This is a genomic window from Tahibacter amnicola (genome assembly GCF_025398735.1).
GTDB lineage: Bacteria > Pseudomonadota > Gammaproteobacteria > Xanthomonadales > Rhodanobacteraceae > Tahibacter > Tahibacter amnicola.
The window spans coordinates 6,283,732-6,300,213 of record NZ_CP104694.1; the positions used below are offsets into that span (position 1 = coordinate 6,283,732).

General features: G+C 65.9%; 11 protein-coding genes. 7 read left to right on the top strand and 4 right to left on the bottom strand.

Annotation, left to right across the window (positions count from 1 at the left end):
• The first annotated feature begins 49 nt into the window (after window positions 1–49).
• The gene (locus N4264_RS24930; protein WP_261694905.1) at window positions 50–193 is read left to right on the top strand and encodes a hypothetical protein; all 144 of its coding nucleotides are present in this window, start codon (window positions 50–52) and stop codon (window positions 191–193) included.
• Here the strand turns inward: N4264_RS24930 and N4264_RS24935 are convergent.
• From N4264_RS24935 to N4264_RS24945, 3 genes are all read right to left on the bottom strand, one after another.
• Window positions 190–2,994, bottom strand: a complete 2,805-nt coding sequence (locus N4264_RS24935; protein ID WP_261694906.1) for a winged helix-turn-helix domain-containing protein — start codon at window positions 2,992–2,994, stop codon at window positions 190–192. The genes N4264_RS24930 and N4264_RS24935 overlap by 4 nt on opposite strands.
• A gap of 452 nt (window positions 2,995–3,446) precedes the next feature.
• Complete coding sequence (locus N4264_RS24940; protein WP_261694907.1) at window positions 3,447–4,574, bottom strand: transcriptional regulator; 1,128 nt, start codon at window positions 4,572–4,574, stop codon at window positions 3,447–3,449.
• Between the two features lie 456 nt (window positions 4,575–5,030).
• Window positions 5,031–6,866, bottom strand: a complete 1,836-nt coding sequence (locus tag N4264_RS24945; RefSeq protein ID WP_261694908.1) for a DegV family protein — start codon at window positions 6,864–6,866, stop codon at window positions 5,031–5,033.
• A 307-nt stretch (window positions 6,867–7,173) separates the two neighbouring features.
• Here N4264_RS24945 and N4264_RS24950 point away from each other — a divergent pair, with 307 nt between their 5' ends.
• From N4264_RS24950 to N4264_RS24970, 5 genes are all read left to right on the top strand, one after another.
• A complete protein-coding gene (locus tag N4264_RS24950; protein ID WP_261694909.1) occupies window positions 7,174–7,569 on the top strand; it encodes a hypothetical protein in 396 nt (131 codons plus the stop codon).
• Window positions 7,570–7,623: 54 nt separating this feature from the next.
• Window positions 7,624–8,388, top strand: coding sequence for a M90 family metallopeptidase (locus N4264_RS24955; RefSeq protein WP_261694910.1), 765 nt, complete (start codon window positions 7,624–7,626; stop codon window positions 8,386–8,388).
• Between the two features lie 85 nt (window positions 8,389–8,473).
• Window positions 8,474–9,121, top strand: coding sequence for a proprotein convertase P-domain-containing protein (locus N4264_RS24960; protein WP_261694911.1), 648 nt, complete (start codon window positions 8,474–8,476; stop codon window positions 9,119–9,121).
• A gap of 229 nt (window positions 9,122–9,350) precedes the next feature.
• Window positions 9,351–12,056, top strand: coding sequence for a C25 family cysteine peptidase (locus tag N4264_RS24965; protein WP_261694912.1), 2,706 nt, complete (start codon window positions 9,351–9,353; stop codon window positions 12,054–12,056).
• A gap of 433 nt (window positions 12,057–12,489) precedes the next feature.
• Entirely contained in the window at window positions 12,490–14,406 is a 1,917-nt protein-coding gene (locus tag N4264_RS24970; protein WP_261694913.1) for a CASTOR/POLLUX-related putative ion channel, read from the top strand.
• Window positions 14,407–14,623: 217 nt separating this feature from the next.
• Here the strand turns inward: N4264_RS24970 and N4264_RS24975 are convergent, their stop codons facing one another.
• Window positions 14,624–14,908 (bottom strand): hypothetical protein, encoded by a 285-nt coding sequence (locus N4264_RS24975; RefSeq protein WP_261694914.1) that lies wholly within the window; start codon window positions 14,906–14,908, stop codon window positions 14,624–14,626.
• 337 nt (window positions 14,909–15,245) lie between these two features.
• On the opposite strand from N4264_RS24975, the gene N4264_RS24980 reads away from it, so the two are divergent.
• A complete protein-coding gene (locus tag N4264_RS24980; protein WP_261694915.1) occupies window positions 15,246–15,878 on the top strand; it encodes a hypothetical protein in 633 nt (210 codons plus the stop codon).
• Window positions 15,879–16,482: the final 604 nt, after the last annotated feature.

Below are 16,482 nucleotides of genomic sequence, written 5' to 3' on the forward strand. Positions count from 1 at the left end.
CCTCATGCTGGTGAACGCAACGGTGTTGCGCCAACACAGCCGAACGGCGATGCGTCGGATCCGGTCGCCAACGGACGCGGCGACGGAACGGGCACGACGGGAAGCCGCCGTGCGTGACCACATGCTGGACGACCACCCCGACCCGGAAGATGCCGTCTTCACCGCGCCGGAGCGCGGGACCGGCGGAATCTAGTGCGGCCTCGGCTGCTCTGCAAGCCGCGGTGCAACATGATCGGACTCGGACGCGAGCAACCAGGTATCGGAGGCACCGCGCATGCCGCTCTGCGCAATCAGCCGCGCGTGCCGCTCGCGCGGGCATCGCCGCGCCAGCGCATTGGTGTCGATCAGACTGTGTACCAGCAGCTCGCCCAGCACGTCGCCGCGATGCCGGGCATCGGCATCGATCGTCTCCAGCTGGTGCGCGGCGGCCTGGGTCTGCCCACTCGACTGGACCAGCACCGCCTGCGCCGTGCGCAGCCGGCGGCGGCCCATCCAGTCATCCGGCGGCAGCAGGCGATCGGCCTTCTGCAGATCGGCGCCGGCGTCGTCATGACGCCCCTGGGCGAGCGCAATTTCGGCAAGCGTGAGGCGCGCATCGGCAACCAGGGCCTGGTAGCCCGCCTGCTCGGCGAGCGGCACGACCGATTCCACGCGGTCGCGGGCGTCGCCCAGTTGGCCAGCCCGTGCCAGGAGCGGCGCATATTCGAGCATCAGCATCCAGCGGTCTGGTGCGCTGTCGAGCGCGTCGATGCTATCGGGAATGGAGCGCAGGCGACGCAGCGCCTCGGCCGTGTCGCCCGCCTGCACCGCCAGTTCGGCGTCGCCGATATCGGCGTAGGGCAGCGTATGCGGCACCTGCGTCGTACGGCAACGTCCGAAGGCCAGGTGCGCGGCGCCGGCGTTGCCCTGGCTCAGATTGGCCCCGCCGCGCAGACAGGAAAGGCTGGCCGCCATCGACGGGAGTGTGTCGACATCCATCCGGCGCAGCTGCAGCTCGGTTTGCTGCACGGTGGAGAGCGCGGTTTCATACTGCCCGCGGCGCAGCGCCAGGGAAGCGCTGAACTGTCCCAGCCAATAGGCCAGCGCACCCTGGGCCGGCTCGGCATTCAGTCGCGCCATGCGTTTTTCGGCACCTTCCACATCACCGCGCAGAACATCCTGGTGCAGCAGATCCAGGTCGATCAGCCGCCGAACGTGGACATCGCCCGCAAGATCCGCCACATCCGACGCCTGCGCGAGGTACTGGCGATACTCGGCCATGCGCCCGCTGCGGTAGTGGAAGAATGCCGTGCGACGCAGCGCGTCGATTTCCACGGCCGCATTGCCAGCCGCCCGCGCCTGCGCCAGCACTTCCTCCAGGTGCGTGACCGTGCCGCCTTCGCGCCCCGGCGCGAGCTGCGCATACAGCCGCGCGCGCAACGCGGCCAGTTCATCGCCCGCGGTGCGGAACCGCTGCACAGCCAGGTCAAAATGCGCCGCAGCGGCTGTGTCCCGGCCGAGCGCGGCGGCTTCGGCCGCCACCAGGGTGGCGCGCGCTTCCTCGTGCGGCCATCCCAGGCGTGCGGCAAGCTCCATCGCGGTGGTGGCGTCGGCGCGGGCGCGCACGGGATCGCCACTGAACAGCTGGACCAGCGCGCGCTCGACCAGCCAGGGCGTCGCCGCGGCCGGGGATTCGGGAAGCGAACGCGCCAGCAGCGTCAGCGCTTCTCCCGTGCGGCCGCCGCGTCGCAGGCTGCGTGCCTGTGCGAGCCGGTACTCCTCCGCACTGCCGGTGTCGGCCTGGGCGAGAACTTCGTAGGTGGTTGCCGCCTGGTCAAATTCCTGCGCGGTGAGCCGCGCCACGGCAGATACCGCCGCTGCCGCCGTTGGCGGCAGCTGGCCGGTCCAGTCCCGCGCGCGGCCGATTTCCGCCGCCGCGGCACTCTGCTGCCCCAGTTCGAGCAGGTTTTCCGCAAGCCGCACGCGGGCGAATCCGAAATGCGGCGCCGCGGTGGTCACGTCCCGGTACAGGCGGATCGCCTCGCCGGGCATGTGGCGCTGCTCGGCACGCAACGCCTCGGCCAAGCGCTTCGCGGTGGCGACATCCAGGGCGAGCGCCGGCCACTTCGTGTCCGCTTCGCGCGGCATCAGGGCGACATGGACGTCGTGGCTGACCTTGTCGAGCGTCGCAACGAGATCGGCGTCGGAACACTCCGCGACAATATCCGGCACGGAATCCGGCCCGTACAGGCGCGCACTGATGCGCCAGCTGCCCTGGGACTGCAAGGGCATGTCCACGCCGAGCACGACCAGGTGATCGCCGTTGCTGGCCTGTTCCCGCCGGCTCAGCAACGACAGCCGCGCGTGCGGCGTATTGCCCAGCTTCCAGGCTGTCCAGGCACGCAGGACATCCACCGGCCAACGCGCGTTGTCGGACATGGCCGGATCCACCGCGACCAGCAACGCGATGCGCGTGACGGATGGAATCCGCGCACGCGCCTGCCACCAGGCGGCTCCCACGCCCAGCACGGCGAGCAGCACTGTTGCCGCGTACCGTGCCAGGCGCCAGGACAGGGATCGCGGTGGCACGCCATCACGCGGGATTTCGTGCCCTGATGCGGGCAACGGCGCGGGTTCTTCCACCACAGGCGCCAGCGGAACGAGATCGACATCCACGGGAAGCGAGGGCGGATCGAAGACGTAGCCCTGCTTGGCGACCGTCCGGACCCATTCTTTCGCCTCGGCTCCGAGCGCTTTCCGCAACATCCACACCGTGGTGGTGAGATTGGCGTCTTCCACCACCACGCCCGGCCATACGCGCTGGAACAGCGCGTCACGCGTGTGCAGCACGCCGGGTTCAGCAAGGAACAGCAGGAACAGATCAAAGCAACGCTGCGTGAGTTCGACCTCACCGTCGGCGCGGCAGACGCGCCGGTAGCGCAGGTCCACCTCGATGGCTCCCACCCGGATGCGGCGCGTCGTGGACGACCACGAACATACGCTTGCGTCGGTCATACACCCTCCCAGCGGCGGATCGCTCCACCGGGCCGCATGCAGGCATGCCTTCCTTTGGCCGCTGCGACCGCATGCACCGAAACCTCCCCGCTTCGGCGCAGAACACGACAGAGTTACCGCACGCGTGCAACAGACTCAAGCGCCTAAGGCGCAATACGTGACCGTGTCGAAGAAGCGGGCGAACTCATCCTCTGTTTGATCTACTCGAAATACGGCGGCGAGACGACGCAATGCGCCCAGGAGAACTCTTTGAGGGAAATTTCATGCACAGCTACAGGTGCGTGAGGGGCGATCGGGGGAATCTGCACCGGCGCCAGCAAAGCCCCTGACCCGGACGGCGCCAACCCCGGATCCGCGAGCGGACCTGGGCCCACTCCAACGAAAGGCGGATAGGGAGGACTGGCAGGCCGTGCCGACACGGCCTGCCATTGTCCTGCCGCGTCGCGCAGAACCTAGTGGCCTGTCGTCAGCTTGGCACCGGAGAGGACCGGCGCGTGCGGCGATTCTTCCAATGCCAGCTGCGTAACGGGCGCACGTACGCGGCTGGGTTCGTGATCCACCGGCAGCCAGCGCACGGGTACGGTGGCGGGTGCCAGCGCCGCGATGATGCGATCGCTGAGTTCGTCGACCAGGTCAGGCATCTGGTCGATGTCGCCGGTGACTGCCAGATCACGCACGGTCCCGCCGCCGCCGATGTGCGCATGCAGGCTGAACTGGCGGCCATCGCCCGCGGGCATCGACAGGAGGACGATGCGCTCGTGACCGCCGTCACCGTCGCCGCGCGCCAGCTGTGACGGACTGAGCACCCGTACGTTCCGCGCGTAGGACAGTTTCCATTGCAACCAGGCCCGCAGCAGGGCCTTGGGCCACTGCGTCGGTTCGACCGGGCTGCCGGGGCCCGCATCGGCGTCGATCAGCACCACGCGGATGGCCTCCGGCTCGCGACTCCAGGACGCCGGCACCGCTGGAATGAGGAACAGCGCGACCAGGCCGATCAGCGCGGCGATGCCGGTCAGCCAGGGCAGGCGTCGGGCCAGGCGCTCGGGTGGCGCACGGCCACCAGCCTGCGGCATGTCGGGGATATCCGCCGTGTCGGCCAGGTCCGTCGCGGGCGACAGAGCTGCTCGCAGGGACTCGACACCGTCGACCGGCCCGGTGTCCGCTACTGCCGGATCATCCGCCCCAATCAGGACAGCCGGGGCCGGAACATCCATCAGCCCCGATTCCTCGATGACCGGGACAATTGCAGCCGGCGGCTCAAACACGTAGCCGCTCTTGGCCACCGTCCGGATCCATTTGCGGCCACCTTCGCCGAGCGCACGGCGGAGGTGCCAGACGCTCTGGGACAGGTTGGCATCTTCGACCACGACGCCCTTCCAGACGCGGCGGAACAGCTCGGCACGCGTATGCAGCACATTCGGTTCGGCCAGGAAGATGCGCAGCAGGTTGAACGGACGTTGCGGCACGTCCGCGGCGCCATCGGTTCGTTCCACCCGCCGCAGGCGAAGATCGATCGATACGTCGTCAATGCGGAGGGCACGCACGTTCGGCGGCCAGGGCGAGATCAAGAAGCTGGACATGGACAGGCGAACTCCCGCGAGCCCGGACGGTGAGCGCGGTCCACACACCGCACCGTCGGGGGGCCGGCCGCACGCGGCATCGACCCAAAAGACCTCGACGCCCCCCGGCGTCGCCCCACCTTTGATGCCCGCGCCGCTGACGGACGCGGGGCGGCGCCAGGATAGCGCACGCACCCGTGTGGGGTTTTGAAGAATTGCGTCGCTAAATGGACGTTTAGCCGTCTAGACGGCTTATCCAAGCGCGGAAAAATCACACACCAGGCGCTATCTCGCCAATACCGATGCGCCATATGCAACGCCGTTTACAATTTGTATCGAGTATGCGGTGCGTCATGCGCATTTGGCATAGCGTCGACCGCTGACCGGCACTCCGACGTGACAAGCGGCTGTGTCAGCCGCCAGCGATACTGCACAGCACGTCTTTCACGTGTCGGCGACGAAGACTGAGCCTGCGCGTCAGGTTTCCTCGGGTACGGGCAGCAGCCCCACCACGATCGAACCCGGCCCGGCGTGCGCACTGATGGCGGCACCGGCCGCGACGATATCCAGCGATTCACACCGCAGGCGTTGCTGCAATGCGGCAGCCACGCGGACCGCTTCGTCCGCATTCTCCGCATGTCCGACGCGGACGCGCCATCGGCCAGATGCCGGCACGCGCCGGCATACCCATGCGGCGAAGCGCTCGGGCAGATCATCACCCTTGCGCAGGAAACGCGCGAAACCCAGCCGTCCGCCACGGCCCATTGCCGCCACGGGAATCAGCCCGAGCCACCGCGTCAGGATCAACCCCCAGGCAGGAATGCGGCCACCACGCACCGCGTGACTCAGATCGCGCACGTAGGCAAAGAGCGAGGTCCTGGGCGCGAGTGCTTCGACGCGCTGGCGGATCTGCGTCGCATCCCTGCCGGCGCTGGCCAGTTCGGCCGCGTACTGCGCCAGCAGGCCCTGGGCGCAGGAGGCGGTGCGGGTATCGATCACGCTCACTCGCTGCGCATCCGTGCGCGAAGCGGCCGTTTCGCCGGCCTGCAGCGTGCCGCTGACGGCACGCGACAAACCCACGTATACGACGGATTCGTGATGGCTGAGCAGGAATTCGAATAGTCGCCGGAAGTCACCGGGCGGCGGCTGCGACGTGCGGGGTGGCACTGCGCTTTCGCGCAAATAGCGAAAGAATTCTTCCGGCGAAAGTGACACTTTGTCCAGAAAGTCGTGCGCGCCGAAATTCAGGCGCACCGGCACCAGGTGGAGCGGCAAGGTTTCAAGCACGGATGCGGGAACGTCCGCCGCCGAGTCCGTCACCACCGCCACCGGCGTGCGCACGGCCGCCGAACGCTGCTGCGCGCGCATGTCGTCGGCCTTGCAGGCCGACACCGCGCCGTGCGGTGCCAGCACGGCGTAGAGTCGCTCCGGCTCGTCCACATGCACATGGACGCGCAATTTTTCCCGTGTGCCGGCCAGCACGAGCGAAGAATGATCCACTGTTTCGATGGCCGCGCGTATAGCCGTGCGATCGACGCCGGTTCCGCTGACGATGCATTCGGTGCAGTAGCGGTGCGTCGCGTCCGGATCGTGCGCCTCGCCGATGACGCCCGCCTCGCCGCCCGAATACGACACGGCCTGATCCAGCACCGCGCGACCGCGCCGGATGAATTCGTCGATGCCCTCCAGCAAGTCGACAAAGCCCCGCGCACCGGCATCGACGACACCGGCGCGGCGCAGCACCGCCAGCTGGTCGGGCGTATGTGCCAACGCATCGCGTGCGGCAGCGAGCGCCTGGGTCCAGCCGTCGCGGAAATCCGCACCGCGGTCGGCCTGCTGGCGCAGTGATGCGGCGAACGCCGCGATCACCGAAAGCATCGTGCCCTCGCGCGGCTCGGCGACGGCCAGCCGGGCCTGTGCCGCACCGACACCTGCCGCGACCGCCAGGTCAGGCACGCTGAGGCGGGAGCGATCGCCCAGCCCTTCGCCGGCCCCCTGCAGGAACTGCGCGAGGATCGCGCCGGAGTTGCCGCGCGCGCCATCGATGGCCTCGTCGGCAGCCCGGCGCAAAAGGGCACCCGCACCGGCACGGCGCAATGCCTGCAGCCCCTGCGCGACAGCACTCAAGGTGAACGCCAGGTTGGAACCGGTGTCGCCATCGGGCACCGGAAATACATTGATGCGATTGATCGCATCGCGCTGGCTCAGCACGCGGCGGATGCCGGCCAGCAAGCCGCGCTTGAACGCCGCTCCGCCGGGCCGCCACGCGCGTCGCGATGGCGTGGCGGGCACGGCCGGGATCGGGCGGGTCATATGCCGGAGTCTACCGGCGCGCAGACGGCCGGGCTTGCTGCACTGCAGTGTTTGCAGATCCACGCAACCGATTTTCCACCTGGCGCATCCAAGTCACTGTCCGGCGAGTGTCCGGGTGTCGGAAAGCGGACACCACGGACGCGACCGGAAAACCCAACATGTTGTTTTCATTGGCGAGATCGCAGTTGTTGCGCTTGGCACGACACCTGCTATCGAGCTCTGCCCCTGCTGGCGACGGCGGCGTATTCATGCGAGCATGCCGTCCTCGCCGGAGGCCGCGTCAGCAGGTCTCTATCCGGAGTCATCGATGTTCACGCCAGTCACAACTCGCATCCTGGTGCTTGGCCTCGCCTTCACGGCGACGGCTTCGCAGGCCGATGATTTCATGCTCGGCGCAGGCCGCAGCATGGCGGTCACCGAGGGTCGTTCGGATTGCGACACTGTCGCAAGCCAACCGGTATCCGGCGTCGATGCCCAGGTGATCTACCACGACGGCCGGCAGACGCCGGTCAGCGTCCCGGTTCATATTCCCGGCGGCGCGGTCAGCGATGTGTCCGAACCGTCGGAGCGGACGTCCGCTTCGACCAGCGGCGGCGGCAGTGTCCGCGGCGGCGGCTCGCTGCCTTCGGCCGAGCCGACGGTCCCGCAGAAACGCGGCGGCGGCCTGCGCTGGCAGTCTGTCCTGCCGGGCGCCATCAAGTAATCGACGCCGCACCTGCCGCTTCCGGCGTTTCCGCCGAACCGGCATCATCGGCGCATGCTCTCGCTTCTTCGCCGACTCGGCGCCCGCTTCGGCGCGGCGCCGCTCGCTATTGACGATACCCTGTGGCAGGCCACGATCGATGCCTGTCCGCTGCTATCGCCCCTGTCCCCGACCGACCAGCGCACCCTGCGTGACCTGACCGGGCGATTCCTCGCGCATAAACGCTTCGCGCCTGTCCAGGGCATGCAGCTGGACGACTCCCGCTGCCTGGTGATCGCCGCGATGGCCTGCCTGCCGGTCCTGCACCTGGGGTTTGACTGGCTGCGCGGATGGCGCGAGGTCATTGTCTATCCAGGGGAATTCCGCGTGCGGCGCGAGCATCACGACGACCACACCGGCGTGGTCACCGAAGGCGACGATGTCCTGATCGGCGAAGCCTGGGAACGCGGCCCGCTGATTCTCTCCTGGGCCGATATCGTCCAGGACCTGGAAGACCCGCACGCCGGCTTCAACGTCATCCTCCACGAGATCACCCACAAGCTGGACATGCTCGACGGGGCCACCGACGGGGTGCCGCCGATGCCACCCTGGGTGTCACGCCGGGAGTGGATCGAGACCTTCCAGCGCGCCTACGAAGCGCACTGCGCCGCGGTTGATCAGGATGAGGAAACCGTCATCGACCCCTACGCCGCCGAAGGCCCGGACGAGTTCCTGGCCTGCCTGGCGGAAGCCTGGTTTTCCGCGCCGGATATCGTGGACCGGGAAATGCCGGGCGTCGGCCAGCTGCTGGCACGATTCTTCGGCCCCCCGCCGTCCTGAATCCCGGATAAAGGCGCCCCGGCGCCGCCACCGGCGGATTCGGCTACACTGCGCCGGTTTTTTCTTCGCTTTCGGAGTGCAAGGCATGCGCACCACTGCAAATCGCGTTCTGCTCGGCGCGGCCCTGCTTGTCGCCACCGCGGGCGCCAACGCGGACACTTTCAACGGCACTAACACCGGTCCGATTCCGCCGGCACCGGCAGGCGCGCCCAATTGCGGCGTGAACAACCTGGGCCCCGCGCGGGAAGTGCTGTTTGACGTGTCGGGACTGTCGATCAACGTCCTGTCCGTCAACGTCCTGATGAACCTGGATCACGACTGGCGCGGCGACCTGGTCGTGCGCCTGGAGGCGCCGGGCGGCACGCCGAACATGGTGCTGTTCAGCCATACCGGTTCCAACGTTCCCACCGGCTGCGGCCACGGCGGCGACCTGCTGGGCGAGTACGAATTCACCGATGACACGCTGCGCGACTGGTGGGGCAGCGCGTTCACGGTCGTGCCCGCCAACAAATACCGGACCAGCGCGCCGGGCGGTACGGATCCGGGCGGACAGCCCACCCTGCTCAACTCCGTTTTCCGCGGCCTCACACCGGCCCAGGCGAACGGCACCTGGAAGCTCATCATCCAGGACGCCGGCGATGCGGACGATGGCACCATCATCTCGGCCAAGCTCGTCATCGACCAGACCGACGTCATCTTCAAGAACGGCTTCGAGACGCCGACCACGCCCTGATCGGCGCCCTTCTCGACACTCCCGCGCCCGGCCCTGCGCCGGGCGTTTTTTTTCGCCGCGATACCGCCCCTTTCGGTAGACCACTTTCCGATGGGCCCGCCAGCGCCAGGCACCGGCCCGTCGGCCGGGCGCAACCGGCGTCCGGACGGTTTGCATCACTCGCGCGGGACGATTAGCCTGTGGGATTGAGCCGCTGACGCGGTCCGTTCTCGGGTGTCTGGTTTCGCCTATGCGCTTGTTTGCACGTCTTGCCGCGGGTTCCAGCCTGTTCGCTCCGGTCCTCGCCCTCGCCTGCCAGGGCAGTCTCACGATGGAAGTCGACGCGGCGGGTGTCTACGCCGTGTCCCAGGGCGATGTCGTCGCGAAGGCGCCCGGACTTGCCAACTGTCCGCACGACGCGCTCGTGATCACGGTGCGCGGCAAGGAAGTCCCGCTGCGCATCACGGGCCGAGGCGACACCTTCCAGCCCGGCGACCGCATCGAGTGGGTCGGACAGCCGCTGCATGGCCCCGAGAGCTGGTTTGACAGCTACAGCACGGTCAACGCCTACGTGCTGGCCGCCAGACCCGGCCCGCATGCGCGGATCCGCGAGGCCAGCGGCGGCGGCACGGGCGGGAATGCGAGCTTCATCCGGCGCACGCACCTGGAACAGGACAACCTCATGATCCGCCTCAACCAGAGCCTGGTAGAGCTCTGGAGCGAGCCGGACTATTGGCATTGGGCCAAGATCACGCATGTGGATCCCAAGCCCCACGAAGTCACCTTCGACCTGCCGGACCTCGCGCCACGCGGCGGCAGCATCACCGCCCGCCTGATGTTCCGCGGGCTGTCGAATGTCTCCGTACCGATGGGCCCGAAGGGCACCGCGGTCACCAAGCCGGCCGACCACACTGTCCACGCCCGCCTCAATGGCCAGGATCTCGGCCAGCTCAGCTGGGACGGCCGCAAGGAATTCCAGGGTGAACTGAAACTGCCGCTCGCCGCGCTCAAGGCGGCGGGCAACACGCTGGAACTGTCGGTTCCCAAACGCCATGCCGGCGGTAACACCACTCCGCTGGTCGACGTGGTGATGTTCAACTGGGTAGAAATGGACTACCCCGTCGCCGGCGATCTGGCAGCGTCGCGAGAGCCCATCGTTGCCACCACCGGCGGCACGGCGATGTTGCGCCACGGCGGTGCCCGCCTGGCGCTCTACGCCGAGGACGGCACGCGCCTGTCCGGCAACGGTTCGATTGCCGGCATTTCCCCCGGCATGGCCTACCATCCGGTCATCGACGATGCGTTCGCCACGCCAGTGCAGCTGCGTGCGCGCACCGCCGAAGACTGGCGCACGCCGGCGACACCGTACGACTACCTCATGATCGCCCACCCGCGCCTCATCGAGGCCGCCCGGCCGCTCGCCGAATTCCACCGGCAGCGTGGCCTCAAAGTGGCGCTGATCGATGTCAACGACATCTACGACCAGTACAACGACGGCATCGCGCATCCGGTGGCGATCCGCAACCTGCTGTCCCAGGCGTATCACCACTGGCCGACGCCGCGACCGCGCTTCGCCCTGCTCGTGGGCGATGCCAGCTTCGACATCCGGCACAAGCAGATCAATCGCCGCAACCTGGCGAAATTTGCCGACAACGAACTGCTGGAGCCGGGCCAGTTCGGCGATATCCCCAGCACGCCCTATGAACAGACGCCCGACGACCTGCCGCACCGGAACCTGATCCCGACCTGGCAGTTCCCCTCCTACGACGGCCAGTCGGCCAGCGACAATCACTTCGCCTCGGTCGGCGACAGCCCGCTCCATCCGGTGATCGCAATCGGTCGTTTCCCGGTGGTGGAGCCGGCCGAGGTCAAGGCCATCGTCGACAAGACCATCGCGTACATGAAGTCGCCGGCGTTGGGCAAATGGCGTCGCGACGTCATGTTCATCACCGACGAGAGTTCGTATTTCAAGACCAGTTCCGACGAAATCGCCGGCGCCCTGGACAAGCAGGGCTTCCTGTCGGAGAAGGTGTACGCCAGCGCCGAAGAGAAGGACAACATCGCCCACCAGGCCGATATCAAGGACGGATTGAACGAAGGCCGCCTGCTGGTGCACTTCCTGGGACACGGCGGCCGCTACATCTGGCGTACCGGCCCGCCCGACCTGCGCAAGAACCACGACCTCTTCACCCTGGAAGATGTGTCCGGTCTCAAGAACGGTACGCGCCTGCCGATGATCCTGTCGATGACGTGCTACTCCGCACCGTTCGACAACCCGACCGAAGATTCCATCGGCGAGCGCTTCCTGCGCGAACCGGGCAAGGGTGCGGTCGCGGTGTTCGCCGCCTCGTGGCGCAATTCGCCGTCGCCGGCCTTCAGCAAGGCCATCATGACGGAGCTGACCACGCCCGGCCGCACGATCGGAGAATCCATTGTCATCGGCAAGGCCACCAACACTGACCCCACCCTGGTGGAAACCTACAACCTGCTGGGCGATCCGGCCGTCATCCTGGAACGCCCGACCGGCGAACTCACCCTGCGGCGGCGTGCCGGGCCCTATGGCCGGCCCTACATCGACGCCGAAGTGGCCGGCGCCGGTTTCCGCGGCCAGGTCGCGACAGACTGGCTCGACAGCAAGGGCCAGGTCGTGCACAGCGCGCGCTTCACCGCCATCGGCAAGCGCTTCTCCCTGCCGACGCCGCCCGATTCCGTCACCGCGACCGAAGTGCGCACCTATGTCGCCGACGCCTCCCGCGGCTTCGACGCCATCAGCCGCCTGGAGCTGACGCCGCTGCCGAAGCCGACTGCCGCACCCGACGTCCACAAGCGTCGTGGCAAACGCAACGAACCGGCGCTGGAAAACGGCGAGCGGCTCTACCAGTCGGCCTTCGAGCCGATCGCGCCTGCAGATGTTGCGCCGGCGGCAGGCGGTGCGGGGGCTTCCGCCGGAAAATAGGCAGAACCGCGCTGGTCACCCATATCTCGGTGACCGGCGCCCTCGCGCCTGACACTCGTCTCCGGCAGCGAACGGCTGACCCCCGCCCCTCGGGGAATGAACCTGGTACGCCCCGCTGATAGCCAGCCGAGGGGCGCTTACACGGTCGGCACCCGCAGCGCGAGCGCGCGAAGAGCGGCGCCTTGGTGCTCTACGTGTCGGACGCTGCGATCGTGTTCTGTTGATGAGCCCCTCGCCTGCTCCGTAGGTGCGCATGCTGGCCGTCCTTGAGCACACGTGATGGGTTCGAGGCCTTTGGTACGCGCGGGAACCGCCAGGCCCACAGACGCCTTCGACCTGATAGCCAGCCCTCCAGGCGCAACCGTCGCCCTGCGTTCACCCGCCTCCTCCACCCGTGTATCGTCCGTGACACGCAACACCACAGGGCCCCACCATGCCACACGCTCCCGTCACTTGGCGCGACCACCTGCGTTATCGCTTCGAGAACACCTTGTCGAAGGGTGCGATCGCCATCATCGGCTGGCTGGCCCTGGTGTCGAGCGTCATCGTCATCCTCGCCGCCCTGGTCATGGCGATCTTCGGCATCCTGAAGGATCCCGCTGACCCCGCTTCGGAGTTCGGCCTGGTGGAGGGCGCCTGGCAAGGGCTGATGCACGCGATCGACGCGGGCAATCTCGCGGGGGACAGTGGCTGGGCACTGCGAATCCTCATGTTCGTCGTCACTATCGCCGGCATCTTCCTGGTCAGTATCCTGATCGGCACGATCACCTCGGGGCTGGAAGCGCGCCTGACCGAACTGCGCAAGGGGCGCTCCCGCGTCATCGAAACCCATCACACGCTGATCCTGGGCTGGTCGAGCAAGGTCTACTCGATCATCGGTGAATTGCTGATTGCCAACGAGAACCAGAAGAAGCCACGCATCGTCATTCTGTCGATGCGTGACAAGGTCGAGATGGAGGACGACATCCGCGTCAAGTTTCCGAGCACGAGGAACACGCAGATCATCTGCCGCCACGGCAATCCCCTGGACCTGGACGACCTGGCCGTGGTCGACCCGCATTCCGCGCGATCCATCGTTGTATTGGCGCCGGAGGAGGACAATCCCGACATCTATGTGATCAAGTCCGTACTGGCGATCACCAACAATCCCGAGCGCAAGAGCTCCCCGTATCACATCGTGGCGGAGATCCGCGATGCGAAGAACCTCGAAGCCGCAGCCCTCGTGGGTGGTGACGAAGCCATTTACGTGCAAGGTGAGGACCTGATCGCCCGCGTGACCGCGCAGACCTGCCGGCAGTCCGGGCTGAGCGTGGTCTATACGGAACTGCTGGATTTCGACGGCGCGGAAATCTACTTCAAGGCAGAACCCGCACTGACGGGCAAATCCTATCGCGAAGCGATCAACAGCTACGAAGACTCCACGCTGATCGGGATCATGCGCGCCAACGGCGAAGCACTGATCAACCCGCCGATGAAAACCCGCCTGGAAAACGGCGACCAGATCATCGCCATCAGCGAAGACGACGACACTATCAACCTGTCACGCGGTGCGACGCCGCCGGTCGATCGCAGCGTCATCCTGCCGCCGGCGAAAACGGAATCCGCGCCGGAACGCACGCTGATCCTCGGCTGGAACGAAAAGGCCGAAGCCATCGTGCGCGAACTCGACAATTACGTCGCACCGGGCTCGGAACTGGTCGTCCTGTGCCGCCGCGACGGCGCACGCGAAGGGCTGCTCGCCCTGTCGAAGAAGCTGGGAAGCCAACGCCAACGCCTGCGTTTCGCCGATGGCGACATCACCGATCGCGCCACGCTCGATGCGCTGAACGTGCCCTCCTTTGCACACATCATCCTCCTCAGCTACACCCAGCTGCCCATCCAGGAAGCCGACGCGCAAACGCTGATCACCTTGCTCCACCTGCGCAACATCGCCGAAACCAGCGGCAAACGCCTTTCCATCGTCAGCGAGATGATGGACATGCGCAACCGGTCCCTCGCCCAGGTCGCCAAGGCCGACGACTACATCGTCAGCGACAAACTGGTCAGCCTCATGCTCTCGCAGCTGTCAGAGAACAAGCACCTCGACAAGGTCTTCCGCAACCTGTTCAGCTCCGAAGGCTCGGAAATCTATATTCGCCCGATCAAGCAGTACGTCCGCACCAACAAAGACGTCGACTTCTACACACTCATCGAGGCCGCCGCCCTGCGCGGCGAAACCGCCATCGGCTACCGCCTGATGGCCAACGCCGATGATCGCGAGAACGGGTACGGCGTCCGGGTCAATCCGCGGAAGTCGGAAAAGGTGCGGTTCGGTGTGGATGATCAGTTGATTGTGTTGGCGGAGGATTGAGTGTGAGCGAATCAGTGGCTTCGTTGCGCGCACTCACCATCACGACCAATGGAGATGTGAGCCCTAGACTTCCGCCAGGCACGAGCCAGTTCCTTGAGCTTGAGCGCCTGGCGAACCGGTAGCCGGGCGACGAGCACGCAGCTCAACCGGCGCGGCGCAGATGGATCCACCCCGACGACCTCGCCAATACACCCAAGGAACAGAACGCACGGAAGCGCTACTCCTTCAGCCCGCAACGCGCCCCGACCGTGAAGTAGTTGACGACCGACACGACCACGAATGAAGCGCCAATGACGTACAAGAACGGCGCGAAAGAACCGGCCGTAATGCAAAGCGCCATTCCGGCCACCACGCCTATCAGGTGCAGCGCGTCGAGTAGCCAGTCGACCCACCACGGCGCGGTCTTGCTTGCCTTGACCGAACACTTCTTGCATCGCACACGCATGAACGCGTACGCGTCCGACTTCAGCGCACATGGATCCGTATCGCTCGGCTCTCGCATTTGCCACCTTGAATCAGGCCGTTCCAGGGATCCGGCCGACGTTCGCGAGATGCCCCTGGCATGAGTGAAATTGCACGACCTTAGCATGATGGCACCGATCGTTGCTTCCGGCGAGCGAAGGCCGTGCTTGCCCCCGACCCGTGTACTACTTCCGGACCGACCCTCCGTCGACAAAAACAAGCCTCTCCTTCATTTCGAAGGATGGGCAGAGCGCCGGATACTTCCATAGCGCAACCATCTCGAAACGGACATCGATCGTCACCTCAACCCTGTCGCCAGCCATTTCGTTAACAACGATTGATCCTGCAACCGGAAACCCGAAGCATCCACTTTTAGCGTGCCCGCCACCGCCATCGTCGTGACTGGCACCTACGAGACTTTCAAGGCTATGAACTTCGCCTTCCGCAGCCGACTGTGGTATCTGAAAGACAGTGATCCTTCTCGCGCCGCATTCGTGTGCGCGCCGGTAAGCCCCTTGCTTCTCACAGCGCTCGACATCACTCGACGTGAGTACGAGCCCGTCCCCGCGCCTGAATTCCGCGATATCGAAAGGAAACATGTCAGGCCACGGCGGAATTCTTCCCCGGCGCGCAGCCGCGTCCCGATACGTGGCGATCTCGTCCGAATGAACGAGCTCCGCGCCAAAGCAGACAATGCTTTCTTCCTGCCCCCTCCATGCGCCGCAGCCGGAACGGCGACGCAGAGGCATATTACCCATTTACGCAACGGTATTTCACACACTCCCGTCAACGCTGCTCGTCCGTTCTTTGCGACCTACATCTACTACTCGTCTGATCTGATGGTGGTTCGTCGCGTGCGTGATGAGGATCTCGAGATGGTGAAGGCCGGAGATCCCGCAAAGCATCTATTACGCAAGCTGGAGGAGCCACCGTCCAAAGCAGATGTTCCCGTCGTCTTACGGAAGCTACCGCCCGACGCTAGTCGCCAAATACGGCCCCGAGGTCAATGAGACGATCGAATGTCCCAGGCCCACCCAGCTGAACTTCGGGCGACTGAAAACGGCGTCCGCCTGGACAGTCAACTGCGAACATATACTTTTTCGCTTTTGCTTCAATAACAAACGTTTCGTCAAATTCTCCATGAATACTCCTTCCTGACCGAAGCCGCCCAGATTCTGACAGATGCATGCCGAGGCGACATTCTTCGCCATCTCGCAGACCTACCCCCTGTCCAAGCCGGCCGTGAACGCGAATAGGCATGTCTCCACCCATAATCGCGCAGCCGTCCAGCAACGCGCCAGCGACAACGCATCCCAGCACTTTTTTTGATTCGTTGAATAGATTCAATTGTCGCACCCCTCTACCGTTAGACGTTCTCTGCGCGCCTCAGCATTCTGGCGAGGGAACGGCACCTCGCCCGCCGACGCTGGGGAGTACCCATCCAGGAATATTGAAGCGACTTTTCGAGCGGACGTATCGCTCTCGATGGAGAGCTTCCGCCTTGTACCGGAAAGCGTGATATGTACGCCGTCGACTTCCCTTCCCACGTGGCGGGCGGATGGCGAAAGTTCCCGACCAGCCAGATCCGGTGACTCCGGAATGCACCGGCAATCG

Coding starts and splice junctions, on each gene's coding strand:
- N4264_RS24965 (WP_261694912.1), top strand. CDS start 9,351: ATGCGCTTGTTTGCACGTCTTGCCGCGGGTTCCAGCCTGTTCGCTCCG.
- N4264_RS24940 (WP_261694907.1), bottom strand. CDS start 4,574: ATGTCCAGCTTCTTGATCTCGCCCTGGCCGCCGAACGTGCGTGCCCTC.
- N4264_RS24935 (WP_261694906.1), bottom strand. CDS start 2,994: ATGACCGACGCAAGCGTATGTTCGTGGTCGTCCACGACGCGCCGCATC.
- N4264_RS24930 (WP_261694905.1), top strand. CDS start 50: ATGCGTCGGATCCGGTCGCCAACGGACGCGGCGACGGAACGGGCACGA.
- N4264_RS24950 (WP_261694909.1), top strand. CDS start 7,174: ATGTTCACGCCAGTCACAACTCGCATCCTGGTGCTTGGCCTCGCCTTC.
- N4264_RS24955 (WP_261694910.1), top strand. CDS start 7,624: ATGCTCTCGCTTCTTCGCCGACTCGGCGCCCGCTTCGGCGCGGCGCCG.
- N4264_RS24970 (WP_261694913.1), top strand. CDS start 12,490: ATGCCACACGCTCCCGTCACTTGGCGCGACCACCTGCGTTATCGCTTC.
- N4264_RS24945 (WP_261694908.1), bottom strand. CDS start 6,866: ATGACCCGCCCGATCCCGGCCGTGCCCGCCACGCCATCGCGACGCGCG.
- N4264_RS24960 (WP_261694911.1), top strand. CDS start 8,474: ATGCGCACCACTGCAAATCGCGTTCTGCTCGGCGCGGCCCTGCTTGTC.
- N4264_RS24975 (WP_261694914.1), bottom strand. CDS start 14,908: ATGCGAGAGCCGAGCGATACGGATCCATGTGCGCTGAAGTCGGACGCG.